Genomic DNA, 23003 nt, shown 5'->3' with positions numbered 1-23003 from the left:
CAGGAGTCAGGCCGAACGGCACGAGGAGGAGCGCGTCGGCGTTGCGCCGGGCCAGGGCGGCGACGCTCCTGACGCTGGTGCTGTCCCGCTCCTCGTACCTGTACCAGGGCGAGGAGTTGGGGCTTCCGGAGGTCGCCGACCTCGCGCACGTCGACCTCCAGGACCCGGCGGGGGAGCAGACCGGGCGTCGCCGCAAGGGCCGGGACGGCTGCCGGGTGCCGCTGCCGTGGACCTCGGAAGCGGCTCGACCCTGGAGCTGCACCCACGAAGCGACGAGGCTGCGCCGCAAGGTGCAGGACGACGAGTCCCGCTGTCTGCGGGGGAGGTGCTGCTGAGCTCCGGGGAGACTCCGTCGGACGGGCTGGTGCCTCCGGACGCCACGGTGTGGCTGCGGGCCCCCGGCGACTGACACGACCTGGCCGGGTCCTTTCGTTCGGATCGTCTGCGGATGGAAGCGGGTGCGCCCCTGGTGGAGGCGCACCCGCTGGGAATCAACCCGGTGCTACAGATTGGTCCACTGGTGGGAGGAAATGGTGTTGTTCAGCCTCACGTTGGACCCGTCGTACTTGTACGGGTGGAGATCCGTGAGGTACACGCCGTTGTGCACACCCCGCCGCCCTCCCTCGTAGCCCGTGTGCTCATAGACCCACACGTCGTCCATCGCCCCCGGGTAGCCGTTGTTGTGCAGCGAGGAGGCCCAGTCCGAGCAACCCCACCACGTACCGCCCCAGTCGGCCGAGTTGCTGGACCATGAGCAAGGTTCGCCGCCGCCCCGGTGGGTTTCGCCCCAGGCGTACAGTTTCCCGTCGGGGCCCTGTGCACCGATGCCACCCTCGGGCGAGGGTTCGGCCGCCTGTGCCACCGGTGCGGTGGTCAAGGTCAGAGCGGCGAGCGCCGCACCTGCCATGACCGTGCGCTTGATCCTCAAGATTCCTCCCGTTGTGATGTGTTGTCCGACGCGGGTCTGTCCCGCGCCCCCGTTTCCGTGCCCTGCTCGCTCTTCTCGACGATCGAGCGGGCACGGGGTATCGCGGCAAGCTGGAGCCGTTGTCCGGTGTTCACCTCGGACCGGAACCGCTGCCGAAACTCTGTGTCGAAGCGCTTCTGAAGAGCCTTCACCTTCTTGGCCAGGCCGGAGCTGTGGGCGCATTGCGCCTCCGCCACCGCCAGCCGGATCTCCTCGTTCCGAGGCAGGGGCTGCTTGGCCAGCTTCTTCCGTACTTCAGCGGGGTTGTCGAAGGAATGCCCGGCCGCGCGCATGCACCGCGCCCAGGGACGTACCGCTGTGGCGAATCCGGAGTCTTCCAGTACCCGTTGTCTTGTCAGCTCGGGTAACACTTCGAGCGTCGACCGGGCCTGGAACCAGGCCGCCAGGTCGCCGTACAGCCGCCGTTCCGCTTCTGCCTGGCAGCCCTCGTCGCTGCGCGTGAGCCGCATTCCGTCCGGGGTTTTCGCGGTCAGTGCGTCGGGGCGTGCCCCATTGGCGGCTTCGAGCGCGGCGGCCCGGCGCTCCGGCGAAAGGCTCTGGAAGTAGCGCTGGTTGGGATTGTCCCGGCGCAACTCCCGCTGTTTCCGCTGGATATCTGTCCCGTGACCGTGCTCCCGCGCCCATGCCACATCGTCGATGACATAAGGGAATTCTCGTGCGTCCTTGACCGGATGCTCCGCCACCATTCGATAGGTGAAGCCCCGCTCGCGCATGCAGTCCCGCAGCAGAATCTGTTCTGCCCGGTGCAGCAGGCTCCTCTCCTGTCGCGTCGGCTCCCGTGCCGGCCCCGGACTTTCTTCCTCACCAGAGCCGTAAGCCGCGTAAAGGGCCAGCGGGGCCACCAACGCCGAGCACGCCAGGACAGTCACGAAAGTGTAATTCCGCTTTCTGCTTGCGGGCTTTCGCGGTGTTCTCGTCGTCGACTCGCTGTTCCGATACTCGGGCGTGCCCATTCAAAACCCCCGTGGTGCACCTCGGTCCTGACACGAAGAATCCTGCCCTGGCGTCACGGCTCAATGGAAGGATTTTCTGATCGGACAACGGCACACATTGATAGACCAGTGCTTATGAGCGGAATCCAGCACCTGGGCATACCTCGGCTCCGGGTTCCTGCTCCGGGTTCTCGGCTCTGGGTTTCCTGCTCCAGGCCGGAGGTCTCACTCGGGCCGGGGCGGCACGAGCGGAGCGGGCCCGCCGGCCCGTCGGGGTACGCGGGCGGCATCAGCTGCTGCGGCGAAGCACACTCCGGGCGACGGTGCGGATGAGTTCCACATCGTGGCGATCACGATTCCGGGCGGTCCAGGTCAGTGACATCTCACACGGCTGCAAGCCCGGAATATCGCGGTATCGAATACCAGGTCGGGGGTAGAATTCACGCGCCGACGCGGGCAATATCCCAATCGCTTGGCCGTGCGCAACGGCATGCAAAACCCCTTCCACATCGACAGCAACTGGGCCGAAATGGATGGGAACTCCGTCCGGGCGTGGGTTGACCGCCCAGAAGTCTCGCCATGCGCGGGGCGACTCGGGAGGCATGGTCGTCATCGTGCGCGCGGACAGGTCGTCAAGGGTGAGTACGTCCTTCTCCGCCAGAGAATCATCGGCCGGGAGGCAGACGACACGTGGCTCCTCCGCCAGCTTCAGGGTCTGGAAGCCAGCCGGTACAGGGGGACGAAGGAAGGCGATATCGACCTCGCCTCGGGCAAGCGCGTCGTACTGGTTGACGAAGTTCAGATTGAACAGCTCGACCTTCAGCTGCGGATGCTTTGCATGCACTTCGCCCAGAATGGCGCGAGTGATCGGCATCGCGGACTCCGCTGCGAGGGTCCCTACGACGACCCTCCCCGCCGCTGCTCGGCTCTGCGACTCGACAGTTCGGCGCAGTCCGGCCATGGCCGCTGTGACTGTGCGGGCCTCGGAAAGCAGGGCCTGCCCAGCTGAGGTGAGTTCGACCCTGCGGGTCGTGCGCTCCACGAGGCGCAGACCGAGCCGCTGCTCCAGCATGCGGATCTGCTGGCTGAAGGCCGGTTGGGACATGAAGAGTCGGGCCGCGGAACGTCCGAAATGCAGCTCCTCCGCCAGCACACTGAACAGCCGGAGTTGATGGACGCTCGGTTCCGCGTAACTGCCCCGTCCACTGCTCGCATCGACGCCTTCGGACATGGGAGAGAAACTATGGGACAACCGCGTCCATCAGCCACGTACCTTCAGGCCAGCTTTTCCCTGGTCGAAGGCGCTGACTGCCGGTCGACGGATGGCTCGGGGTTCGGTCCCCAGGACGGACCATTCGACGGGCGCGGGCCTGCGCGATCTCCAGGTGAGCGTCAACTGCTTCGGCGCGGTCGCCGCCCTGGAGACGCCCCTGGGGCCGGAGACACGCCCTAGTCGAGCGTACGGATGACGTCCCGCACCTCGGACGCCAGCTCCTTCGGCAGCGGCGCGTAGCGCAGACGCGGCAGCACTCGCTGGCCCTCCGTGCTCGCCGTGTAGGTGAGGAAGGACTTGAGGCCGGGCAGGGAGTCGGGCTGGTTGCCCCGGTCGCAGACGATCTCGTACGTGACGAGGACGATCGGGTACGCGCCTTCGGCCGACGTCCCGTAGTCGAACTCCAGGGACAGGTCCTTGCCCCGGCCGACGGTCCGCGCCTCGGCGATGCCCTTCGACGCGCTCTCCGGAGTCGGGCGCACGGGACGCGAGGCGCCGGTGTCGACGCTGACCGTGTCGACGTGCCGCTGGACGGCCACAGACAGGTCGAGGTAGCCGATCGCGCCAGTGGTCGACGTGACGGCCGTGGCCACGCCCTTCGACCCGGAGGCCGAACTGCCGCCGTGCCCCAGCCAGTTCTTCTTCGCCGGGTACGGCCAGGCGTCCCCGGCGGCCTCGGACAGGTACGACTGGAAGTTCTGCGTGGTGCCCGAGTCGTCCGAGCGGTGCACCGGGTGGACCGGCGTGGCGGGCAGGTCGACGTCCGGGTTGAGGGCCTTGATCCGCGGGTCGTCCCAGCTGGTGACGCGTCCGTCGAAGAGCCCCGCGAGCGTCGGGGCGTCGAGCACCAGCTCGTCCACGCCCGGCAGGTTGAAGCCGATCGCGACGGGGCCGCCTGCCATCGGCAGGTTGACGGCCCGCCCGCCCACGCAGGTGTGCTCGGAGACCCGCACCTCGTTCTCGCTGAGGGCGCTGTCCGAGCCGCCGAAGGCGGTGGCCCCGCGAAGGAACTGCGCGACGCCTGCCCCGGAGCCGAGCGGGTTGTAGGCGATCTCGACGCCCGGGCAGGCCCGTTGGTACTCCTTCATCCAGTACGTCATCGCGTTCTGCTGCGCGCTGGACCCCGCGCCCGCGACCTGCCCGCGCTCCGCGCAGTCCAGCTCGACGACCGAGGCGGGCTTCGCGGCCGGCCGTTGCCCGGTGTCCTCGGACGGACCGGTGAGCCCGCAGCCCGCGAGGAGCAGGCCGCCCACCACCACGGCACTCGTGCTCGAAACGGCCTTGGAGCTGCTGCGTACCCTGCGACGGCGCTGCACCTTGTCCTCTTGTTCCTCTCAGGTCCTGCGAACGATCACGGTGATCACGGTGATCACGGATGATCGCGGACCAGGGGAGCGGCAGAGCGGCATCCAGGCGAACGCAGGGTTACGTACACCTCAAGGGCGGGTGCCCCGGACCGCGGACGAGCCGGTTCACGCGGCCGCGCGGACGGCGAGAGCCAAGCCCTTGCCGACCGCGGCCGTCGTCGAGGTGAACCCCGCGTCGGCCTCGACGAGCGCGAGGAACTCCGCCACCTCGTCCGGATGCGAGAGGACGTTGTCGATAATCAGCAGTCCGCCGGGGCGCAGCACCCGCCGGGGGTGCGGCCACCAGCCGGCGTACTCGGTCCGCTCCGAGTCCAGGAACAGCGCGTCCAGGGAGCCGTCCGGCACCTCCCGCAGCACCGCGCCCCCGTCGGCCTCCCGCAGCTCCACCTGACCGGCGAGCCCGGCCTCCGCGAGCTGCGCCGCGGCCTCGCGCTGCGCCGCCCCGTCGAGGTCGACGCTCAGCAGCGGTTCGCCGCCGCTCGCGCGCAGGGCGTCGGCGAACCAGATCGCGGAGTAGCCGTTCGACGTCCCGATCTCGACCATCCGCCGGGCGCCCATCGCGCGCAGCACCACGGCGAGCAGGGCCGCCGACTCCGGTTCGAGGTTGCGCCGCCGAAGAAGCCGGTCGCTCTGTCGCGCGTCGTACTCGACTCCGGACCGGTGGAGCGCGCGCAGCAGGTTCATGTCGAGGTGGGTGCTCATGGACAGCCAACGTACGCGGGGGAGTTGGGGCCCGCGCGGCAACGGGCCGGGAACGGCACGGGAGCACCGCGGTTGCAGAGGTTGCAGCGGGTGCAGCGGGTGCAGCGGGTGCAGCGGTTGCAGCGGTCAGGCGTGCCAGGGCTCCCCGGTGACCTGGTGGTCCGCGTGGCTCAGGGCCTCGACGACCAGGCGGCGGAGGTGGCCGTCGGTGAGGGCGTAGACCGCGCGCCTGCCCTCCTTGCGGGCGTGGACGAGTCCCGCGAGGCGGAGTTTGGCGAGGTGCTGGCTGACGGCGGTGCGGGCGGCGCCACTGGCGGTGGTCAGCTCGGTGACGTCCCGCTCGCCCTGCGCCAGGAGCCACAGCAGATGCAGTCGGGTCGGGTCGGCGAGGAGCGCGAAGACCGACGAGGCGGTCCGCAACTGTTCGGGCCCCGGCGCGCGTTCGTGCGCACGGCTCGCAAGTGGGGTCTGTTCGCGTCCCGGCATGGGTTCATCGTAGACCTCCTCCACTGTCATATGCATACGTGCGCAGTTGCGCACATGTAGCTATGGTGGAGGGTGCCGCGTCGCCCGCAGGCCTGGAGGACTCCCGTGCTGGAACTGCTGCGCCACCGCACCTACCGCCGCCTCTTCACCGCACAGGTCGTGGCGCTCGTGGGCACGGGACTCGCGACGGTGGCGCTCGGGCTGCTCGCGTACGACATCGCCGGGGAGAGGGCCTCGGCGGTCCTCGGCACCGCCCTCGCGATCAAGATGGTGGCGTACGTGACGGTCGCCCCGCTGGTCGACGCCGTCGCACACCGGCTGCCCCGGCGCACGCTGCTCGTCGCCGCCGACCTGACCCGCGCCGCGGTCGCCCTCGCGCTGCCGTTCGTCACGCAGGTCTGGCAGGTCTACGTCCTGATCCTGCTGCTCCAGGCCGCCTCCGCCGCATTCACGCCGACCTTCCAGGCCGCGCTGCCCACCGTCCTGCCGGACGAGCGGGACTACACGCGCGCGCTGTCGATGTCCCGGCTCGCGTACGACCTGGAGAGCCTGTTCAGCCCGGCCCTGGCGGCGGGCCTGCTGTCGCTCGTCTCGTACAACTGGCTGTTCGCGGGCACCACTTCGGGCTTTCTCGCCTCCGCCGCCCTGGTCGTCTCCTGCGTCCTGCCCAAGCCTTCCCCGCAGGGCGGCGGTGCGCGCGGGGCCGCCCGACGGGCCGCGTTCGGCCTCCGGCTGTTCCGGGCCACGCCCCGGCTGCGGGCGCTGCTCGCCCTCGACCTGGCGGTGGCGGCCGCCGGGGCCATGGTCATCGTCAACACCGTGGTCCTGGTCCGCCACGACCTGGGCCGCTCCGCCGGCGCGGTGTCGGTCGCGCTCGCCGCGTACGGCGCCGGGTCGATGCTGGTCGCCCTGCTCCTGCCGCGCGTACTGGACCGGGTCGGCGACCGAACCGTGATGCTGCCCGCCGCGTTCGCCCTGCCGGTCGTCTTCACCGCGTACGGGATCGCCACGCTCGCCGGGCCGTCCTGGCCCGCGCTGCTCGGCGCCTGGTGCGCGTTCGGGGCGGCGAGCTCGGCGCTGCTGACCCCGACGGGGCGGCTGCTGCGCCGCTCGGCGGCACCCGCGGACCTGCCGGCGGCCTTCGCGGCACAGTTCTCGCTCAGCCACGCCTGCTGGCTGCTCACGTATCCCCTTGCGGGCGGGGTCGCGGTGGGCGTGGGCCCGGAGGCCGCGGGGTGGGTGCTCGGTGCGCTGGCCCTCGCGGGCGCGCTCACGGCCACACTGCTCTGGCCGACCCGAGACGTCACCCGACTCACCCACCGCCACCCCGAACTACCGCCCCACCACCCGCACTTGGCCGAGTCGACCGGCTCCGGGCACAGTCACCCGTACGTCATCGACGAACTGCACCGGCGCTGGCCGCGCGCGTACGGGGCGGTGGGCAGGTGAGTCGGGTCAGTGGGGTCAGTCGGGTCAGCGGGTCAGCGGGTCAGTCGGGCTCAGTCGTCGACGGGCGTGAGCGGATCGGGCCGCGCGAGCACCTCGGCCCACGGCAGCCCAAGCCGCTCCGCGACGACCCGCCGGGCCCGCACTTCGGCACGCGTCCGGGGCCGGAACTTGGGCTCCTTGCCGCAGCCGCAGCCGCAGCCGCAGCCGCAGCCGCAGCCGCAGCCGCAGCCGCAGCCGCAGCCGCTGAGCCCCTCGTCCGGCTGAAAGAGCGGTCACCTGCGCTCAGCGCCAGAGGTCTTTCCCCTCCCCGCCCCTTCCCGGCTGTGCAGATATGCGGCTGGCGCCGCGTGGCTGCGGAGCTTCGGGGGCCAGCCCCCGGACCCCCGCTCCTCAATCGCCGGAGGGGCTCGATTTGGCAGGACACCGGGAAGGGGCGGGGAGGGGAAAACCGCAGGCGCCGCACGCCTCACCGCAGATCAAGCCGCATGACCACCCGTGGATGCCCCGCAAGCACCGACGTCGTGTCGGCGGCGTGTGTGAAACCCACGCGTTCGAAGTTCTTGCGCAGGCCCGGGTAGGCCATCGTCAGGTCGACCTTGGCGTCCCCGTTGTCCAGCGGGTACGCCTCGATCGCCGGGGCGCCGTGGGCGCGGGCGAAGTCGACGGCGCCGGCGATCAGGGCGTGCGAGATGCCCTGCTTGCGGTGGCCGGGGCGGACGCGGATGCACCACAGGGACCACACCGGCAGATCGTCCACGTGCGGGATCTTGCGGCTGTGCGCGAACGCGGTGTCCGCGCGCGGTGCCACCGCCGCCCAGCCGACCGGCTCGTCCCCGTCGTACGCGAGCACCCCGGGCGCGGGCTCGGCGCGGCACAGCTCGGCCACGTAATCGCCACGGGCCGGGCCGCGCAGCTCGTTGTTGAGCTTCGACGGGATGCGGTAGCTGAGGCACCAACACACGTTGGCCTGCGGCGACTTGGGCCCGACCAGGGCACGTACGTCCGCGAAGACGGAGGCGGGGCGGACGGTGAGGGTGGTCATGGCGCCACGATGCCACGGTCCGGGCGCGTCCGCCGGGTGGACGGGCACTCGGCGGAACCGGGGAGCAAGGTGTCGGGCCTCAAGCGCAAGCCCCCGACCGCCAGCCCCCGACCGCAAGCCCTCGACCGCAAGCCCCCGGCCGCAAGCCCCCGAGTGCACCCTCAATTCGCTCGCTTCCCCCGCCCACCCCCGGCTACCGTCCGCCCCATGCCAGACCTCCGCACCGACCGTCTCCTGCTGCGCAGTTGGCGGGAGTCCGACCTCGCGCCGTGGGCCGCTCTGAACGCCGACCCGGTGGTGCGCGAGCACTTCCCGGACGTCCTGACGCCCGAGCGCAGCGCCGCCTCCCTGGCCCGCTTCCAGGCCGACCTCGACGAGCGCGGCTGGGGCTGGTGGGCGGTCGAAGTGGTGGAGACGGGCGCGTTCGTGGGGTTCGCGGGGCTCGACCCGGTCGAGGACGGGATGCCGTTCGGCGGAATCGAGGCCGGCTGGCGGCTCGCCCGGACTGCCTGGGGGCACGGGTACGCGACCGAAGCGGCCCGTGCCGTCGTGGAGTTCGGCTTCGACGTGCTCGACCTGCCGGAGATCCTCGCCGTGACCACCGTCGGCAACGTCCGCTCGCAGGCCGTGATGCGCCGCCTCGGCATGACGCACGACCCGGCGGAGGACTTTGACGACCCGACCGTCCCCGAGGGGCCCTGGCGGCGCAGCGTCGTCCTCCGGCTCAGGCGGGAGGAGGGGCTCCGGGACGGGGAGCGGTCGCGGGGGCGCTCATGACGGAGCGGTCGCGGGGGCGCTCCTGACGTAACTGCCCGGGGTCGTGCCCATGAGGCGCTTGAAGTGCCGGTTCAGATGCGACTGGTCGTAGAACCCCGCCTCGGCCGCCACCTCCGCCGGGCGCAGGCCGTCGAGCAGCAGCCGCCTGGCCCGGTCGAGCCTGCGGGACGTCAGATACTGGTGCGGGGCGATGCCGTACGCCGCGGTGAACGCCCGTACCAGATGCGCCGGATGGGCATGCAGCAGACCCGCGGCCTCGTCCAGCCTCAGCCCCTCCGGCACCCGCGCGTCCAGGAGCTCCCGCAGCTCGGCGGCGACCCCGGGGTCGCCCTGCGGCGGCCGGTCGGCGAGCCGGGGACACAGGTGCGCGCGCAGCCGCTCCCCGAGGTGGGGCAGGTGCACACGGGTAGAGCACGCGTTTGCGGAAGCCGTGCACGGTCGCGGGCGAGCCGTTGTGCGGAACGTGCGGGGGTAGCAGTGTCACGCGGTCGTGCGGGGTGCCGTGCTTGCGCCGGTCCAGGTCGTAGCGGACCGCGCCGTCGTCGACGATCAGCAGAGTCCACACGTCGTGCACATGCATCGGGTACGCGTGCTCCAGGAACCGCGCGTGGAAGACCTCCACGACCCCGGGCACCCGCGGGCGCCACGCTGCCACCCGCTGCCCCTGCGACGCCGCGGCCCCGCTCGCACCGGCCTCCATGCCGCTCTCACCGGCCTCCATGCCCATCGCACCGGCCTCCATGCAAAGAACGTACAAGATGCCCGAAGGGCCAGGTCGGCAGGATCGGACCATGACGACCGAGCACACCCCCGCACCCGCCCCACAGCCCGCTTCCGAGGCCGCCGCCCCCGTCCGCTTCGACTCCAAGATCGCCGTGCTCCTGCGCGAGGACCTGGAGCCCTGGCAACGGCTCAACGTGACCGCGTTCCTGGTCAGCGGGCTCGGCACCGAGGCGCCCGAGGTGATCGGCGAGCCCTGCGCCGACGCCGACGGCACCCCGTACCTGCCGATGTTCCGCCAGCCCGTCCTGGTCTTCGAGGGCGGCAAGGAGACGCTGACCGCCGCGCACGGCCGCGCCCTGTCCCGCTCGCTGCCCCGGTCCGTCTTCACGTCCGACCTCTTCGCCACCGGCAACGACCGGGACAACCGCGCCGCCGTCCGGGCCGTCCCGAAGGATGACCTCGACGTGGTGGGGATCGCCGTGTACGGGCCGAAGAACGCGGTCGACAAAGTCCTCAAGGGCGCCCGAATGCACCCCTGACCTGCACGGATGCCGGGGCCCCGGAGGAGCTTCCGCGGCGGATGTGTAGCATGGGTGTTCGCGAAGGGGAGTAGTCCCGAGAACCGCTGGTCGACACACTGGACGTCCGAGGACGCCCCGGCCACCGGGCCGCCCGCACCGAGTGCGGGGGCGGACGAGACCTTCGGCCAGGCATGACCCTGCCCGCACCACCGTGCGGGCGGATCCGTCGTGCCGGGCCGAAAGGGTTCTCCCCGTCGCCCGCCCGGGTGCCGTACGAGTCCTTCGGCCCGGCCCCAGCAGAAAGCACCCGTGCCAGAGATGACACTCGACCCCCTGGCGATCCTCACCGCCTTCGGGCTGATCTTCCTCGCCGAACTCCCCGACAAGACCATGTTCGCGTCGCTCGCCATGGGCACCCGCATGCGGCCCCTGTACGTCTGGTTCGGCACGTCCACCGCGTTCGTCGTGCACGTCGCCATCGCCGTGGGCGCCGGAAGCCTCCTCGGCCTGCTGCCGGCCATGGTGGTCAAACTCGTCTCGGCGGCCCTGTTCGCCTTCGGCGCGTTCGTGCTGCTGCGCAGCGGCGACGACGAGGACGAGGACGGCGCGGCCCGCACCGTCACCGGCTTCTGGCCCGTCTACACCACGGCCTTCATGGCGGTCTTCATCAGCGAGTGGGGCGACCTGACCCAGATCACCACCGCCAACCTCGCCGCCACCAACGGCTGGCTCCCCACGGCCATCGGCTCCGCCGCCGCGCTGATGTCCGTCTCGGCCCTGGCCCTGCTCGTCGGCAAGTTCATCGCCCAGCGCGTCCCGCTGAAGACGGTGCAGCGCATCGGCGCGGCCTGCATGGCGGGCCTCGCGATCTGGACCCTGGTGGAGGCATTCACCGGCTGAGCGCCCACGTCAGCCCTGTTGTACGTACGGGCCCCTGGACCTCTGCGGTCCGGGGGCCCGAGGGGTTTCGGCCAGGCTCGTGGCCGAGTTCGTGATCGTGCAGTACGAGGTGATACGCGTCCCCCAGCGCTCGCGTACCCCGGCGGTGGCGGGGGCTATTCCGCCTGGGGCAGCCGTGGGTGGGGAGCGGTCAACGCGTCGGCGAGGCACGAGGGTTCGGTGCGGGACCGCTCGGCGGGCCGGGGTAGCGCCATCACAGCTCGGGCCGTGGCGGCGGCGAGCGCCAGGCGCAGGAGCGCGCGCCGGGTGGGAGCATTCAGGGCCGGTCTCCTCGCGGGTCAACTGGCATGCGGGATGGCGGAGTTGGCGTACGAGGGGGAGACCCCGGCGCCGCCCGGGGAGGGGGAGACGGTCGGGCGCCGGGGTCGTTGCGGTGGCCGGGAGGCTCGACGGACCGCTGCGAATGGGTCACTCGGATGGTGCCCCGGAAGATCGCGGACGGAGCGTCGGTCGCGGCGGTGATCCGTTGAATGCGTTGAACCCCGGGCCGGAACCTTCTCTGCCACCGCGGGGTTCAAGGGCGGAGCGGCGGGTTCAGCGGTAGGGCGGCGGGTTCAGCGGTAGAGCGGCGGGTTCATCGGAACAGCCCCGCGTTCTCCGTTGCCCACTGCCGGAACGGCCTGGCGGGGACCCCGGTGATCCGGGCCACCGTGTCGCGCACCGCGAGGAGTTCGTCGTTCACGTCGCCGCCCGTGACGTCGAGTACCGCGTCCGCCGCCTCGTCCCCGAAAACCGCGACCATCTGCGCGTACGCCTCCTGCCGGCTGATCTCGGCGAACGGCACGTCCCGTCCGACGGCCGCCGCGACGGCCTCGACCTGATGGCGGGCGCTCACCGGCTTCGGCCCGGTCAGGGCGTACGTCCGGCCCCGGTGGCCGGGCTCGGTCAGCGCCACGCGCGCCACGGACGCGATGTCCGCGGGGTGGATCGTCGGCAGCCCGGTGTCCGCGTACGGCGCGCGGACCGTCTCACCGGCGCGGATGGCCTCCGCCCACATCAGGGAGTTCGAGGCGAACTGGGTCGGCCGCAGAATCGTCCAGGCCAGGCCGCTGTCCTTGACCAGCCGCTCGACCCGCAGGTTCTCGCGGGCCGGACCCAGGTGCGGATGGGTCAGGGCGGTGATGGACGAGACGAGCACCACGTGCTCCACCCCGGCCGCACGCGCCGCCGTGAGGATCTCCGCGTCCGGCCCGAGCCGGGACAGGAGGAACAGCGAACGCACCCCGTCCAGAGCGCGCTTCACCGACTCCGGCTCCGCCAGATCGCCCTCGACGGCCTCAACTCCGGCGGGAAACGCGGCCCGCGCGGCGTCCCGCGTGAGCCCGCGCACCGGCCACCCCGCCCCTCGTGCGCGCACCTCCCCGAGCAGCGCCCGGCCGATGTTCCCGGTGGCTCCGGTCACGAGCAACATGCGTGCGTCCCCTCGTTGTCGGGCGATCGACGTCGTCCGGTGGTCGACTCCACGCAACGCTAGAAACTCAAGGGCACTTGAGGTCAAGGAGTGAACTGACGGCCACTGGAGGTCACGGAGCGAGCTGAAGGCCACTTGAGGTCAAGGAGTGAACCGAAGGCCGCTACAGGTCACGGAGCGACCGGCTCGACCACGACCCCGAGCAGCTCCCCGAACGCCTCGCGCCCCGCCTCCGTCACCCGTACCGCCCGGCCCGAGCCCACCCGCCGTACCCAGGACCGATCGAGCGCGGCTGCGCACAACGCGGCGCCCAGGGCGCCCGCCAGGTGGGGGCGGCGTTCCGTCCAGTCGAGGCAGCCGCGGACCAGGGGACGGCGGCTGCCCCTGGGGTGCTCGTAGTGCAGAGACTCGGCCAGCCAGGCGCGGCCCTCGGGCGTGACGGCGAGCCCGGCGTCGTCGGCGACCAGGTTCCGGGCGATCATCGCGTCGGCCAGGGCCACGCCCAACTGCCCGGCGAGATGGTCGTAGCAGGTCCGGGCCCTGGCCTCGGCGCCGAGGCGCACCGACTGGTGCAGGTTGCGCGGACGCGGGGTGTCCGGGGCGTACGAGGCGAGGGCCTCGATCAGCGCGGCGGCCTCGGGGCCCGCGAGCCGCACGTACCGGTGGCGGCCCTGGCGCTCCTCGGTGAGCAGTCCGCCCTTGACGAGCCGCGAGAGCTGCTCGCTCGCCGTGGACGGCCGCACGTCGGCGTGGCGCGCGAGCTCGCCCGCGGTCCAGGCGCGGCCGTCGAGCAGGGCCTGGCAGAAGGCGGCCCGGGTGGGGTCGGCGAGGAGCCGGGCGGTATCGGCGAGGGACGACATACCGCCATGGTCCCGCAACCACGGTTCGGCCCGCGCCGAACTGTCGCGCGCCTAGCGTCAGGACCATGACGTACGAAAGGGATGAGACCGCTACAGCAGTGACGGCTACGGCAGTGACCGCTACGGCCGAGACCGCTGCGGCCGAGACCACTGCGGCCCGGGACCGTTTCGCCCGGCTGCACCACGGGGATGAGCCGCTGCTGCTGCCGAACGCCTGGGACCACGCCTCGGCGGCGGCCCTCGCGGCAGCCGGCTTCGAGGCCGTCGGCACCACCAGCCTGGGAGTGGCCGCGGGCCTCGGCGTGCCGGACGGCGCGGCCGCGACCGCCGAAGCGACGCTGGCGCTCGCCCGCAGAGTCGGCGAAGGCCCAGGAGGCGTGCTCCTCAGCGTCGACGCGGAGGGCGGATTCAGCGACGGTCCCGCTCAAGTTGCCGCGTACGCAAGGCAGTTGGCGGACGCGGGCGCCGTCGGCATCAACCTGGAGGACGGCCGCCCCGACGGCACGCTCGCCCCGGTCGAGCTGCACGCTGCGAAGATCGCGGCGGTCAAGCAGGCCGTGCCGGACCTGTTCGTGAACGCGCGCACCGACACCCACTGGCTGAACCGCGACCACGCCGCCACCGCGTCCCGCCTCGCCCGCTACGAACAGGCGGGCGCCGACGGGGTGTTCGCGCCCGGCCTCTCCGACCCCGACGCCATCGCCGCCCTGACGGCCGTCCTGCGCACCCCGCTGAACGTCCTCGCCGCCCCCGCCGGCCCCACGCTCCGCGAACTCGCCGCGCTCGGGGTCCGTCGCGTCAGCCTCGGCTCGCTGCTCTACCGCACCGCCCTCACGGCGGCCCTGGACACGGCGCGAGCGGTACGCGACGGGGGTCTGCCGGTCGGCGCCCGGGTCATGTCGTACGGCGAGGTCCAGGAGCTGGGCCGGGGGTGAGCGCGCGGGCGGTCGCGGGGCGTGAGGTCCAAGTCCCGTCCGCCCGCCCGTAATTGAGTTTCGCTCCTCGTGCGTACGTGCCATCATCCGGGCATGCCACGTACAGATATGCCGTCCGGCTGGGACGAGCGCACCATGCTGAGCACCTTCCTCGACTACGCCCGCGCCACCGCCGTCGCCAAGTGCGCCGGACTCTCCGACGAAGAGTCCGGCAACGCGCCGCTGCCCGGGTCGCCGCTGATGACGCCCGGCGGGGTGCTCAGCCATCTGCGGTGGGTGGAGCACTGGTGGCTGGACGTGGTCTTCCTCGGGGAGGCCGACCGCGGGCCCTGGACCGACGAGGACCCCGACCGGGAGATGCGCATCGGCGCCGAACTCCCGCTGGCGCGGCTCGTCGAGGAGTACGAGGAGCAGAGCGCCCGCTTCCGTGAGCTGGTCGCCGCCCACGACCTGCGGGACCTCGCGAAGAATCCGGTACGGGGCGGCACGCACGTGACCCTCGGCTGGATCCTGATGCACCTCATCGAGGAGACCTCGCGGCACAACGGCCACCTCGACATCCTGCGCGAGCTCACGGACGGCGCCACCGGCTCCTGACCCGCCCACGCCGCGCCCGTGGGGGCGCGGCCTGCGCTACGCCGACAGCGCGCACTCGCCCACCACCTGATCCCCGCTGAACTCACCCGTCCGCCGGAAACCCAGCTTCAGGTAGAACTCCTCGGGACCGTCCTCGCCGGGATGCCAGGTCACGGTCAGCCGATCGCCGCCGCGCCTGCGGATCTCGTCGGAGACGGACCGTACCGCGAAACTGCCGTATCCGCGGCCCTGTTCGGACGCCGAGATGTTCAGCCGCCACAGTCCGGAGCGCAGGTCGGGGCGGGGGAGGCCCGCCGCGCGGTGGTCACCGTCGACGGAGGAGCCGCCCGCCGCGAAGTCGGCGTCGAAGAACCCCATCAGGAAGCCGACGGGCCTGCCCCCGTCGACGATGAGCCGCGGCCAGGCGATCTCGGGGTGTACGTACGCCTCGGCGAGGGACTTCACGACCGGGGCGACCAAGTGCGCCTGATCCGGGCGCACTTGAATGCCGAGTGCCGCGTCGAGGTTGGCCTCGGTGATCTGCTCCAGACGGAGTGCAGTGGTCGACATCAGGGTTCCCTTCAGGGGCGCAGCGCGGCGCGCAGGCTCAGGCCGTGGTGGCGGCGGAGGCGGTATGCCTCCCAGCAGGACAGGGTGGTCACAGTCAGGGGCGCACCGAGGATGAACAGGGTGCGGACCGGGCCGGGTACGTCGGCGTACGCGCCGTTGACGACGTCGAGCAGGGCCATCTCCCAGACGAGCAGGGTGGCGAGCACGGGAGGCATGAACTCGTGGATGTCGGCCGTGCGGAACACATGCACCAGCGACAGGCCGACCCCGTACAGCGCGAAGCCGAGCGACCACAGGCAGGCGAGGCCGATGACGATCTTGCCGGGCAGGCCGACCAGGTCGCGGAAGCCCTCCGCGTCCGGCGCGACGGCCAGCGGAAACGTCGCCATGGACGCCACCAGGGCGACGATCGCTCCCAATGGCCGCAGCGCGCGTCGCAGATACAGTCGCCGAAGCTGCCCGTGCGCCTTCGCCGCGAACGCGCCGAACACCACGGTGAACGTGCAGATCAGCACCAGCGCGCTGTGCCAGCTCTGATTGCCGCGTTCGGTGAGGGTCTTCTCGGCCTCCTCGGCGCCGTCGAGCATGCCGTAGCCGATCGACATCCACAGCCAGATGGCCAGCCCGAGAATCGTGCGCCACAGCTGCAGACGGCCGACGGTGCGGTCCTCGACGCGGTCGGGGCGCGAGGGGCGGAACACCCGCTGCGCGGCGTGCAGCGGATTGCGGACACAGCGCCAGAAGCGCTGCCCGCGCGTGGGCGGGGGCGGAGGCAGGGGCGGTCCGGGCAGGGGCGGACGGCCGTACGGGTACGGCGGCTGCTGACCCCAGCCGGGTGGAGGTGCCTGCCGCGGTACGGGATGGGGCGCGGGGTGCGGTCCGGGGTGCTGTCCGGGGTGCTGTCCGCGGTGGGGGCCGGGCTGTTGAGGGCCCTGGTACTGCCCCTGCGGTCCTCCCGGCCACGTGCCGTGGCCACTTCCTCCGTACGCGCTCACGGCGTTCCCCCGTCGTCCGATCCTGCCGAGCCCGCCGCATAGTAGCGGGTTTCCGTCGCAGGTCACGCGGGGTTTACGGGGGCGCGGGAGCAGGCCCGTCCCGGGATGGAATCCGGAATGCGAGCTTCCGGACTGCTGGCTACCTTGAACCCATGGCAACTGAAAGTAGCTACACCCTTACTGAAAGCATGCGCGCTCCGCACAGGCTGCGCGCTGTCGGCGTTCTCTGCGCGGTCGCCGCGGCGGGCGGCCTGCTGACCGGCTGCGGCAGCGACAACGGCACGGGAGGCGAGAAGACGTCCAAGGCCGCCGCCGCGGCGGCTGCCGCTGCCCAGACCGAGCGACCGACCGGCCCCGCGTCGCCGACCAGCACCGCGTCACCGACCGGTACGGCGTCTCCGACCAGTACCGCGTCTCCGACCGGTACCGCGTCGCCGAGCCCGGGCAGCACGCTCACCGACGACCAGGCCGAGCGCAAGGCCCTCGTGCCCAAGGTCAAGGTGACCTACGACAAGGCGCTCACGACCGCCGTGGACGCCGTGCCGGACTCCAAGCCGGTGGCGATCGAGCTCCAGAGCGACCCCAGCGGCGCCCCGTGGTGGGACGCGGAGGTCGCCAAGGCGGACGGCAGCGTGTCCACGGTGCGCGTCGACGCCGTCTCCGGCAAGGCCGAACAGCCGCGGGCCGACACCGACGACGACGCCGACGACAAGCGGCAGCTCGCCGACCTCCTCACCAAGGCCAAGATCACGCCGGAGGACGCGGCCGCCGTCGCCACCGGCAGGACGAAGGGCACGGTCAGCTCCGTCGAACTCGACGACAACGACCAGGGCGTCACCATCTGGTCCGTCGACGTGATCGACCCGAAGAACTGGAACAAGACCTCGTACGACATCGACGCGGTGAACAAGAAGGTGCTGAAGGAGGAAGTGGACCGCGACTGAGTCCACCGACTGCGCGCAGCCCCGGGCCCCGGCGCCGACATCGGCGCCGGGGCCTCGTCGTTGGACCGTCAGCGTTCCGGCGCCGCCGCGCCCGGCAGCCGCACCATGAACATGTCCACCGGGTCCTCCGAGTCCGGCGTGAACCCGTGCCGGGCGTAGAGGCGGCGGGCCCGGCTGCCCTGGAGGACGTTGAGGCGGACGGGGACGCGTTCGCGGTCGCAGCGGTCCAGGAGGCTCCGCAGTACGGCCGTGCCGAGGCCGGTGCCCTGGAGGTGCGGGGCGAGGTAGAAGTGCTCCAGCCAGTGCGCGTCGGCGGCCGGGCGCAGGGCGACACAGCCGGCGAACGCGCCGTCCGTCTCGATCACCCACGTGTGCTCCGGCTCGAACCCGTCCCGCAGGCGCTGGCGTACGCGCTGCTCGTCGTACCGGCCGAGGCGTTCCAGGTCCGGTCGCAGCACCACGGCGCGCAGCTCGGCGACGGGTTCGGCATCGGCGGGAGCGGCGGGGCGCAGGGCCCAGTCGGGCGGGACCGGCGCGTCGGCGTGCCTCCCGTTCGCCCGGCTCATGCGCACCGCTCCCGCAGCAACTCCACGCCCTCGCCCCGCAGTTCGTCGCAGTACGTGCCACGGCCCGTCATCGCCATGATCAGGGCCAGGGTCGGGCCGGTCACGAGCGCGCCCGCCCCGGCCGTGAACGGGCCGTCGCTCGCCTCCAGGCGCAGAGCGCCGATCCGCCCCTTGGCGAGGACGACCTGGTCCGTGGACGCGTAGTACGTGGCGAGGCGCGTGAGCACGTCGACCGGGTACGCGCGCCGGATGCCCAGGGGACGGCGGATGTCCTCGCCGTGGACCACCGTCTCGCCCAGCATCGCGCGCAGCGGCAACGGCGGCTTGGTCCTGCTCGGCACGGACGCGCGGAAGCGGGCCAACGTCTCGGCCGGGTCGGCCCCGAGCTGTTCGGCGAGGCGCATGGCCACTTGCCGGTCGAAGTCGAACCGGCAGCGGATCACTCCCGCCAGCCAGCGCACCGGGCCGAGCCGGGCCGCGGCCGTGAGGTGGGCGAGCACCTCGCGGACCGTGAGGCCGGTGCAGAGCGACGGCGTCGCCCACCGCTCGTCGCTCAGACCGGTGAGGTCGTCGGCGAGCGCGGCGCGCTCGGCGTGGATCAGGTGCCAGAGGTCGGTCATGTGCGGTGCGTGTCCCGTCGGCTTGCTCGTCAAAGGATCGATCCAGGGCGCTCAGGCAAGCATGCGTGCCGCCAGCGTGACCAGCGGGTCTTCCAGGGCGCGCAGTCCGTCGAGGTCGTCGGCGACCAGGCGGACGTCCACGAGTTGGGCGATGGCGGCGACGAGGGCCTCGCAGGCGAAGCGCTGCTCGGCCGAGTGGGCGCCGAAGATGTCGGCGATCGTGTCGCGGAAGCGGCCGTGGATCGCGTTGCGCCGCTCGATGGCCTCGGGGCCGACCGCGTAGATCTCCACCAGGAACAGCCGGGCCAGGGCGGGGTGTTCGGCGAGGGTGCGGAGGTAGATGTGCAGGAGGGTGCGGAAGGCTTCGACGGGTTCGGCGTCGGCGTCGGCGTCGGAGGGTTCGGGGCCGGAGGGCTCGTCATCGGAGGGTTCGGCATCGGGGGTAACGTCCCGCCGCCCCTCCATCAGTTGCACCAGCAGCTCGGCCGCCGCGTCCAGGGACTGGATGAAGCAGTCCTGCTTCGACCGGAACTGCTGGTAGAACGTCTCACGCGACACCCCGGCCCTGCGGATGATCTCCGCGACCGGTGTGCCGACGTACCCCTTCTCCTGCATCGCCTCGGCCATCGCCATCAGCATCCGCACCCGCTGTGAGGCCACCACCTGCTCACGGGCCAGGCGGTGCCGGCCGCTCGGCAAGGGGCGGGGGCGCGGGCGGGACTGCGGGGGATCGGTCGATGCGTACGCCACGTCTGCCTCCGCCTCCGCGTTCCGGGTCCGGGTCCGGCTCAAGGCGCAGTGTAATGAGGGCGGTGGCGGGCATCTCGTAGTGCCCGACCAGGCCTCGTCGTCCAGGTCACGGTCCGCGTGCAGCAGGTCGACAGCGGCCGACAGCGCCCGCTCCCGCGTGGACCAGCCGCTCGCGTCCGGGCCTTCGGTCACCCGTCGTATGTCGTACCGTCCGACGCCGAAGCGCAGCAGCCCCGGAACCGCGGCCGGTTCCTGACGAGCGTGAGGAACAGCGGAGGCGCCCGCGTCCCCGCGACCCGCCCCGCGATCTGGCTGAACACCCAGATCCGCAGGCCCACTTCACGCCGCCCACCGGGGCCGAGTCCGGGCGGCCGGGCCCGGTTGTGAGTCCGTCATCGCGTTGGCCACCCGCTCGGGACTGGCCGCGTGGCGCCGGAAGCGGGCGCGGAGGCGGCTGATCGCGGGATCGTCCGGGTCGACGCCGACGATCTCCACGGTCCCGGTGAGCGGCGTGTCCACCGCGCCGGGGCAGACCAGGCTCACCCCGATCCCGTACCGCCGCAGGTCGAAGCGGAGGACTTCGGAGACGCCGCGAAGCCCGAACTTGCCCGCGCTGTACGCGGCGTGCCACGGCAGCCCGATCAGCCCGGCCGCCGAGGACACGTTGACGAGGTGACCGCCGCGGCCGGCCTCGGTCATCGGCGGCACGAACTCATCGATCACGTGGATCGGACCCATCAGGTCCACCTCGACGACCAACCGCCAGTGCCGGTACCGCAGGCCCGTCACGGAACCCCGGACGGAGATCCCGGCGACGTTCATGACTACGTCCATCGCGTCGCCCCGCGCGTGCATCCCCGTGGCCATCGTCCGGACGGCCTCGTGGTCGGTGAGATCGACGGCGGTGGCGCACGCGACGGTGCCGCTGCCCGCGCCGGTGATGAACACCCGTTGGCGGGACAGGTGTCGAGGGTTGCGTGAGGGCCAGGTCATCAGTCGCCGCCACGCAACCTGTCAGTTGTCACCGTTCGTCCGTCACGGTCACGCGGTACGTCCACCCGTGCCGAGCGACCCTCGGAGTGGACCGCGCTCACCCGGTGCTCCAGGCGGTGCCCGAACAGGAAGCCGGGCGCGTACCGTTCGGACACACAGACCCGCCAGTCGTGCCTGCGGCTCTCACCGGGGTCGAGTACGCCCGGTACGTCCTGCCGTGAGGTCTCGGTCGCCCGGACCCGGCCGAGCGCGCCGACGATTTTCGTATCGAAGACGACCACGGCACCGGAGACCGGCCTGCCGCCCGTGTTGCGGACGGTGAGCGTGACCTTCTCGCACCACGGCACGTCGACCGCCTCCCGGCGCGGGTCGCGGAGCGTGAGCACTGCTCCGAGGGCGTCTCCGGGCCGGGGCTCTGGCCGGTCCTCGGGCGAGCCGTCCCCGGATCCGTCGTCCCCGGATCCGTCGTCCTCGGGGCGGTCAGGGGCGGCCTCGTCCGGCCGGTCCTCGCCCGCGGGCTGCTCCGCACCCGGCAGCGGCCCATCGGGCACCTCGACCGTGCGGGGCGGGCCGTCGGAGGACCGGATGCGCAGGCCGTCGACGTTCAGGGAGTCGGTCGTCACCAGGGCCTGTTCCGCCCGTACGCGGGTCATGAAGACGAAGGGCGGAATCACCGGCGGGGTCGGCAGCCCCTCGGGCGAGAACGTCACGCACAGCGGGCTGCCCTCGATACAGCCGTGGAACTTGCGCATGTACAGGGTGACGTCCCCCTTCAGCTCCAAGTCGTCGGCGCTCAGGGTCTGTTGGGGCCGCCGCGGGTCCCTGGTCGTACTCACGTAGTCGGTCAGCGTCGCGGCCTTCATGCGCAGCACGATCACCTTCAGCGGCCCTTCGGCGGTGTCGAGCTCCTCGACGCCCGCGAAGAGGAAACCCTGCGGGCTGAACCGTGAGGTGGTGATGACGGTCGGCACCGCACCAGGTCGGACGTCCCCAGGCCTGACGGCCCCCGGTGTGACGGATCCCGGCGTGACGGATCCCGGCCTGACGGCCTGCGCGCCGTCCCGTTTCGCCTTCGCCGCGTGGGCGGGCGGTGCCGATGCCAGTCCGCCGCCGAGCCCGGCAAGGAGCGTCAGCGGCAGGATCACGGCGAGCGCCCGCCGTCCATGACTCGCACCGTCCTGGCCACCGCCACCGCCACCCCCCTCGTCGGACTCGGCGCTCGGCCGTACGGGAGTCCAGGCGAAGCCCAGCGCGCTGCCCGCGACGCCGAGGAGCGAGCCGACGAGGAAGCCGCCCAGGTTGGTCACCGCGAAGGCGGCCACGGACAGGAGCAGCGCGTTGAGGCTGACGTACGCGCGCGTGTGCGGCGCCGCCCACAGGAATCCGCCCGCGAGCATCAGGGCCAGACCGATCACCACGGCCGCGATGCCGCCCACGCCGAGACTGAGCAGCACACCCAGCGGGGACAGCGGGGCGAGCAGCAGCTCCGCCCCGGCGGCGATCAGCAACAGGCCGCCCCAGAACGGGCGTCGGCGGCGCCAGCGGCGTAACGCGGCCCTCCGCTCGGGCCACGGCAGAAGGGCCTCGACCTTTCCGCCGAGCCGGTTCCGTACCCGGCCCCCGCGGCTCAGAAGCACTCCTCACCACCGGGCCCGACGGAGATCCTCATGCCCTTGAGCTTGAAGTTGCCGCCCATCGCCGACCAGGCGCGGGACTGCACCCCGGACACGTTGACGTCCTCGACCTGAAGGCCGAACTGGCCCGGTTCGCCCCGGGTGTCCGGCACCGCGTCGAGCGTCGAGGCGTCGCGGCCGATCTGGGCCGAGCCGAAGCGGGCGTCGCCGGTGAGGTCGTCCGCGTCGATGACGAGCCGGTCGGCGGTGACCGGACCGGCCTCGCCGCCCGCGGTGAGGCGGAACACCATCGTGCCGATGGGGGTCTTGACCTGCGTGGACTGGCAGATGTCGGAGAGGCTGACATCCTGCAGCGCGAGCAGCGACACCGGGTGCTGCTTGCCGTCCCCCGACTTGTCGACATCGACGTACGAGGCGAGGCCGGAGCTGGACAGCTGCCCCGAGCCGACCTTGAAGTGGTTGCCGGACACGGCGAAGCTCGCCGCCATGGCGCCCTGTGACATCAGTACGCCGAGGGTGGCGAGGGCGGCCAGGCCGGGCACCGCGACGAAGGCGGCCCTCTTCCAGACGACACGCCCCTCGGACGGTGGGCGCCCCTCGGACGATGCGCGCTCCTCGGACGATGCGGCCGCGTGGCCGCCGTTGCGCTCTTCGGTCACGGTTCCTCCTGTGCGGGTCAGCGACTTGGTGCAGGAGGTGCGGAGGTGCTGCGGTGCCGGAGGTGCTGTGGTGCCGGTGGTGCTGCGGTGCCGGAGGTGCTGTGGTGCGGAAGGTGCTGCGGTGCGGACGAAGCGCGGTGCGATAGAAGCGCGGTGCGGAAGAATCGTGGTGCGGAAGGTGCCGTGGTGCCGGACGACGGCGTGCGCCCGGTCCGGCGCGGCGAACGCTAGCATTCACGAACACCCTTGTACATCAATCACTCGTGCTGG

General features: G+C 72.0%; 24 protein-coding genes and 2 pseudogenes. 8 read left to right on the top strand and 18 right to left on the bottom strand.

Annotated elements, in window-relative coordinates; genetic code table 11:
- Positions 1–32: 32 nt before the first annotated feature.
- Positions 33–409 (top strand): annotated as a pseudogene (locus tag QIT00_RS38885) (alpha-amylase); the annotation flags it as partial.
- A 93-nt stretch (positions 410–502) separates the two neighbouring features.
- Here QIT00_RS38885 and QIT00_RS04025 read toward each other — a convergent pair.
- From QIT00_RS04025 to QIT00_RS04000, 6 genes are all read right to left on the bottom strand, one after another.
- On the bottom strand, positions 503–928 hold the full coding sequence (locus tag QIT00_RS04025) for a hypothetical protein (protein WP_282533655.1): 426 nt from the start codon (positions 926–928) through the stop codon (positions 503–505).
- Entirely contained in the window at positions 925–1857 is a 933-nt protein-coding gene (locus tag QIT00_RS04020; protein WP_282533654.1) for a hypothetical protein, read from the bottom strand. The genes QIT00_RS04025 and QIT00_RS04020 overlap by 4 nt, the downstream gene beginning before the upstream one ends.
- 352 nt (positions 1858–2209) lie before the next feature.
- Positions 2210–3151 (bottom strand): LysR family transcriptional regulator, encoded by a 942-nt coding sequence (locus tag QIT00_RS04015; protein WP_282533653.1) that lies wholly within the window; start codon positions 3149–3151, stop codon positions 2210–2212.
- A gap of 218 nt (positions 3152–3369) precedes the next feature.
- The gene (gene pstS, locus QIT00_RS04010; protein WP_282533652.1) at positions 3370–4509 is read right to left on the bottom strand and encodes a phosphate ABC transporter substrate-binding protein PstS; all 1140 of its coding nucleotides are present in this window, start codon (positions 4507–4509) and stop codon (positions 3370–3372) included.
- Positions 4510–4665: 156 nt separating this feature from the next.
- Complete coding sequence (locus QIT00_RS04005; RefSeq protein WP_282533651.1) at positions 4666–5262, bottom strand: O-methyltransferase; 597 nt, start codon at positions 5260–5262, stop codon at positions 4666–4668.
- Positions 5263–5388: 126 nt separating this feature from the next.
- Complete coding sequence (locus QIT00_RS04000) at positions 5389–5748, bottom strand: ArsR/SmtB family transcription factor (protein ID WP_282533650.1); 360 nt, start codon at positions 5746–5748, stop codon at positions 5389–5391.
- A gap of 105 nt (positions 5749–5853) precedes the next feature.
- Here QIT00_RS04000 and QIT00_RS03995 point away from each other — a divergent pair, with 105 nt between their 5' ends.
- On the top strand, positions 5854–7197 hold the full coding sequence (locus tag QIT00_RS03995) for an MFS transporter (RefSeq protein ID WP_282533649.1): 1344 nt from the start codon (positions 5854–5856) through the stop codon (positions 7195–7197).
- A 466-nt stretch (positions 7198–7663) separates the two neighbouring features.
- Here the strand turns inward: QIT00_RS03995 and QIT00_RS03990 are convergent, their stop codons facing one another.
- A complete protein-coding gene (locus QIT00_RS03990; RefSeq protein WP_282533648.1) occupies positions 7664–8239 on the bottom strand; it encodes a GNAT family N-acetyltransferase in 576 nt (191 codons plus the stop codon).
- Positions 8240–8446: 207 nt separating this feature from the next.
- Here QIT00_RS03990 and QIT00_RS03985 point away from each other — a divergent pair, with 207 nt between their 5' ends.
- Positions 8447–9016: a GNAT family N-acetyltransferase gene (locus QIT00_RS03985; protein ID WP_282533647.1), complete on the top strand. Its 570-nt coding sequence runs from the start codon at positions 8447–8449 to the stop codon at positions 9014–9016.
- On the opposite strand, the pseudogene QIT00_RS03980 reads toward QIT00_RS03985, so the two are convergent.
- A pseudogene (locus tag QIT00_RS03980) lies at positions 9011–9716 on the bottom strand (helix-turn-helix domain-containing protein). The gene QIT00_RS03985 and the pseudogene QIT00_RS03980 overlap by 6 nt on opposite strands.
- 91 nt (positions 9717–9807) lie before the next feature.
- Between QIT00_RS03980 and QIT00_RS03975 the strand changes: the two are divergent.
- Both QIT00_RS03975 and QIT00_RS03970 read left to right on the top strand, forming a co-directional pair.
- On the top strand, positions 9808–10278 hold the full coding sequence (locus tag QIT00_RS03975) for a DUF2000 domain-containing protein (protein WP_282533646.1): 471 nt from the start codon (positions 9808–9810) through the stop codon (positions 10276–10278).
- Between the two features lie 300 nt (positions 10279–10578).
- Entirely contained in the window at positions 10579–11160 is a 582-nt protein-coding gene (locus tag QIT00_RS03970) for a TMEM165/GDT1 family protein (RefSeq protein WP_282533750.1), read from the top strand.
- Positions 11161–11794: 634 nt separating this feature from the next.
- Here QIT00_RS03970 and QIT00_RS03965 read toward each other — a convergent pair.
- On the bottom strand, positions 11795–12631 hold the full coding sequence (locus tag QIT00_RS03965) for an SDR family oxidoreductase (RefSeq protein WP_282533645.1): 837 nt from the start codon (positions 12629–12631) through the stop codon (positions 11795–11797).
- Between the two features lie 170 nt (positions 12632–12801).
- Entirely contained in the window at positions 12802–13491 is a 690-nt protein-coding gene (locus QIT00_RS03960; protein ID WP_282533644.1) for an ArsR/SmtB family transcription factor, read from the bottom strand.
- Between the two features lie 65 nt (positions 13492–13556).
- Here QIT00_RS03960 and QIT00_RS03955 point away from each other — a divergent pair, with 65 nt between their 5' ends.
- Positions 13557–14426: an isocitrate lyase/PEP mutase family protein gene (locus QIT00_RS03955; RefSeq protein ID WP_282533643.1), complete on the top strand. Its 870-nt coding sequence runs from the start codon at positions 13557–13559 to the stop codon at positions 14424–14426.
- A gap of 93 nt (positions 14427–14519) precedes the next feature.
- Positions 14520–15023, top strand: a complete 504-nt coding sequence (locus tag QIT00_RS03950; protein ID WP_282533642.1) for a DinB family protein — start codon at positions 14520–14522, stop codon at positions 15021–15023.
- A gap of 36 nt (positions 15024–15059) precedes the next feature.
- Here QIT00_RS03950 and QIT00_RS03945 read toward each other — a convergent pair whose 3' ends face one another.
- Positions 15060–15572 carry a GNAT family N-acetyltransferase gene (locus tag QIT00_RS03945; RefSeq protein ID WP_282533641.1) on the bottom strand — a complete coding sequence of 171 codons (513 nt, stop codon included), beginning with the start codon at positions 15570–15572 and terminating at the stop codon, positions 15060–15062.
- A gap of 11 nt (positions 15573–15583) precedes the next feature.
- Positions 15584–16567, bottom strand: a complete 984-nt coding sequence (locus tag QIT00_RS03940; protein WP_282533640.1) for a hypothetical protein — start codon at positions 16565–16567, stop codon at positions 15584–15586.
- A 188-nt stretch (positions 16568–16755) separates the two neighbouring features.
- On the opposite strand from QIT00_RS03940, the gene QIT00_RS03935 reads away from it, so the two are divergent.
- Positions 16756–17511 (top strand): PepSY domain-containing protein, encoded by a 756-nt coding sequence (locus QIT00_RS03935; RefSeq protein WP_282533639.1) that lies wholly within the window; start codon positions 16756–16758, stop codon positions 17509–17511.
- 68 nt (positions 17512–17579) lie between these two features.
- Here the strand turns inward: QIT00_RS03935 and QIT00_RS03930 are convergent, their stop codons facing one another.
- The 6 genes from QIT00_RS03930 to QIT00_RS38720 all read right to left on the bottom strand — a co-directional run bounded on the left by QIT00_RS03930 (position 17580) and on the right by QIT00_RS38720 (position 22967).
- The gene (locus tag QIT00_RS03930) at positions 17580–18077 is read right to left on the bottom strand and encodes a GNAT family N-acetyltransferase (protein WP_282533638.1); all 498 of its coding nucleotides are present in this window, start codon (positions 18075–18077) and stop codon (positions 17580–17582) included.
- Positions 18074–18697 (bottom strand): maleylpyruvate isomerase family mycothiol-dependent enzyme, encoded by a 624-nt coding sequence (locus tag QIT00_RS03925; protein WP_282533637.1) that lies wholly within the window; start codon positions 18695–18697, stop codon positions 18074–18076. Before QIT00_RS03925 ends, QIT00_RS03930 begins: the two co-directional genes overlap by 4 nt.
- A 51-nt stretch (positions 18698–18748) precedes the next feature.
- Positions 18749–19447 (bottom strand): TetR/AcrR family transcriptional regulator, encoded by a 699-nt coding sequence (locus QIT00_RS03920; protein ID WP_282533636.1) that lies wholly within the window; start codon positions 19445–19447, stop codon positions 18749–18751.
- A gap of 339 nt (positions 19448–19786) precedes the next feature.
- Positions 19787–20440, bottom strand: coding sequence for an SDR family NAD(P)-dependent oxidoreductase (locus QIT00_RS03915; protein ID WP_282533635.1), 654 nt, complete (start codon positions 20438–20440; stop codon positions 19787–19789).
- Positions 20440–22077, bottom strand: a complete 1638-nt coding sequence (locus tag QIT00_RS03910) for a DUF6114 domain-containing protein (RefSeq protein ID WP_282533634.1) — start codon at positions 22075–22077, stop codon at positions 20440–20442. Before QIT00_RS03910 ends, QIT00_RS03915 begins: the two co-directional genes overlap by 1 nt.
- Complete coding sequence (locus QIT00_RS38720) at positions 22068–22967, bottom strand: DUF6230 family protein (RefSeq protein ID WP_349017157.1); 900 nt, start codon at positions 22965–22967, stop codon at positions 22068–22070. Before QIT00_RS38720 ends, QIT00_RS03910 begins: the two co-directional genes overlap by 10 nt.
- Between the last annotated feature and the right edge of the window lie 36 nt (positions 22968–23003).

This window comes from Streptomyces luteolus (assembly GCF_029968015.1).
Lineage (GTDB): Bacteria > Actinomycetota > Actinomycetes > Streptomycetales > Streptomycetaceae > Streptomyces > Streptomyces luteolus.
This window is presented reverse-complemented; position numbering and strand designations above follow the sequence as displayed.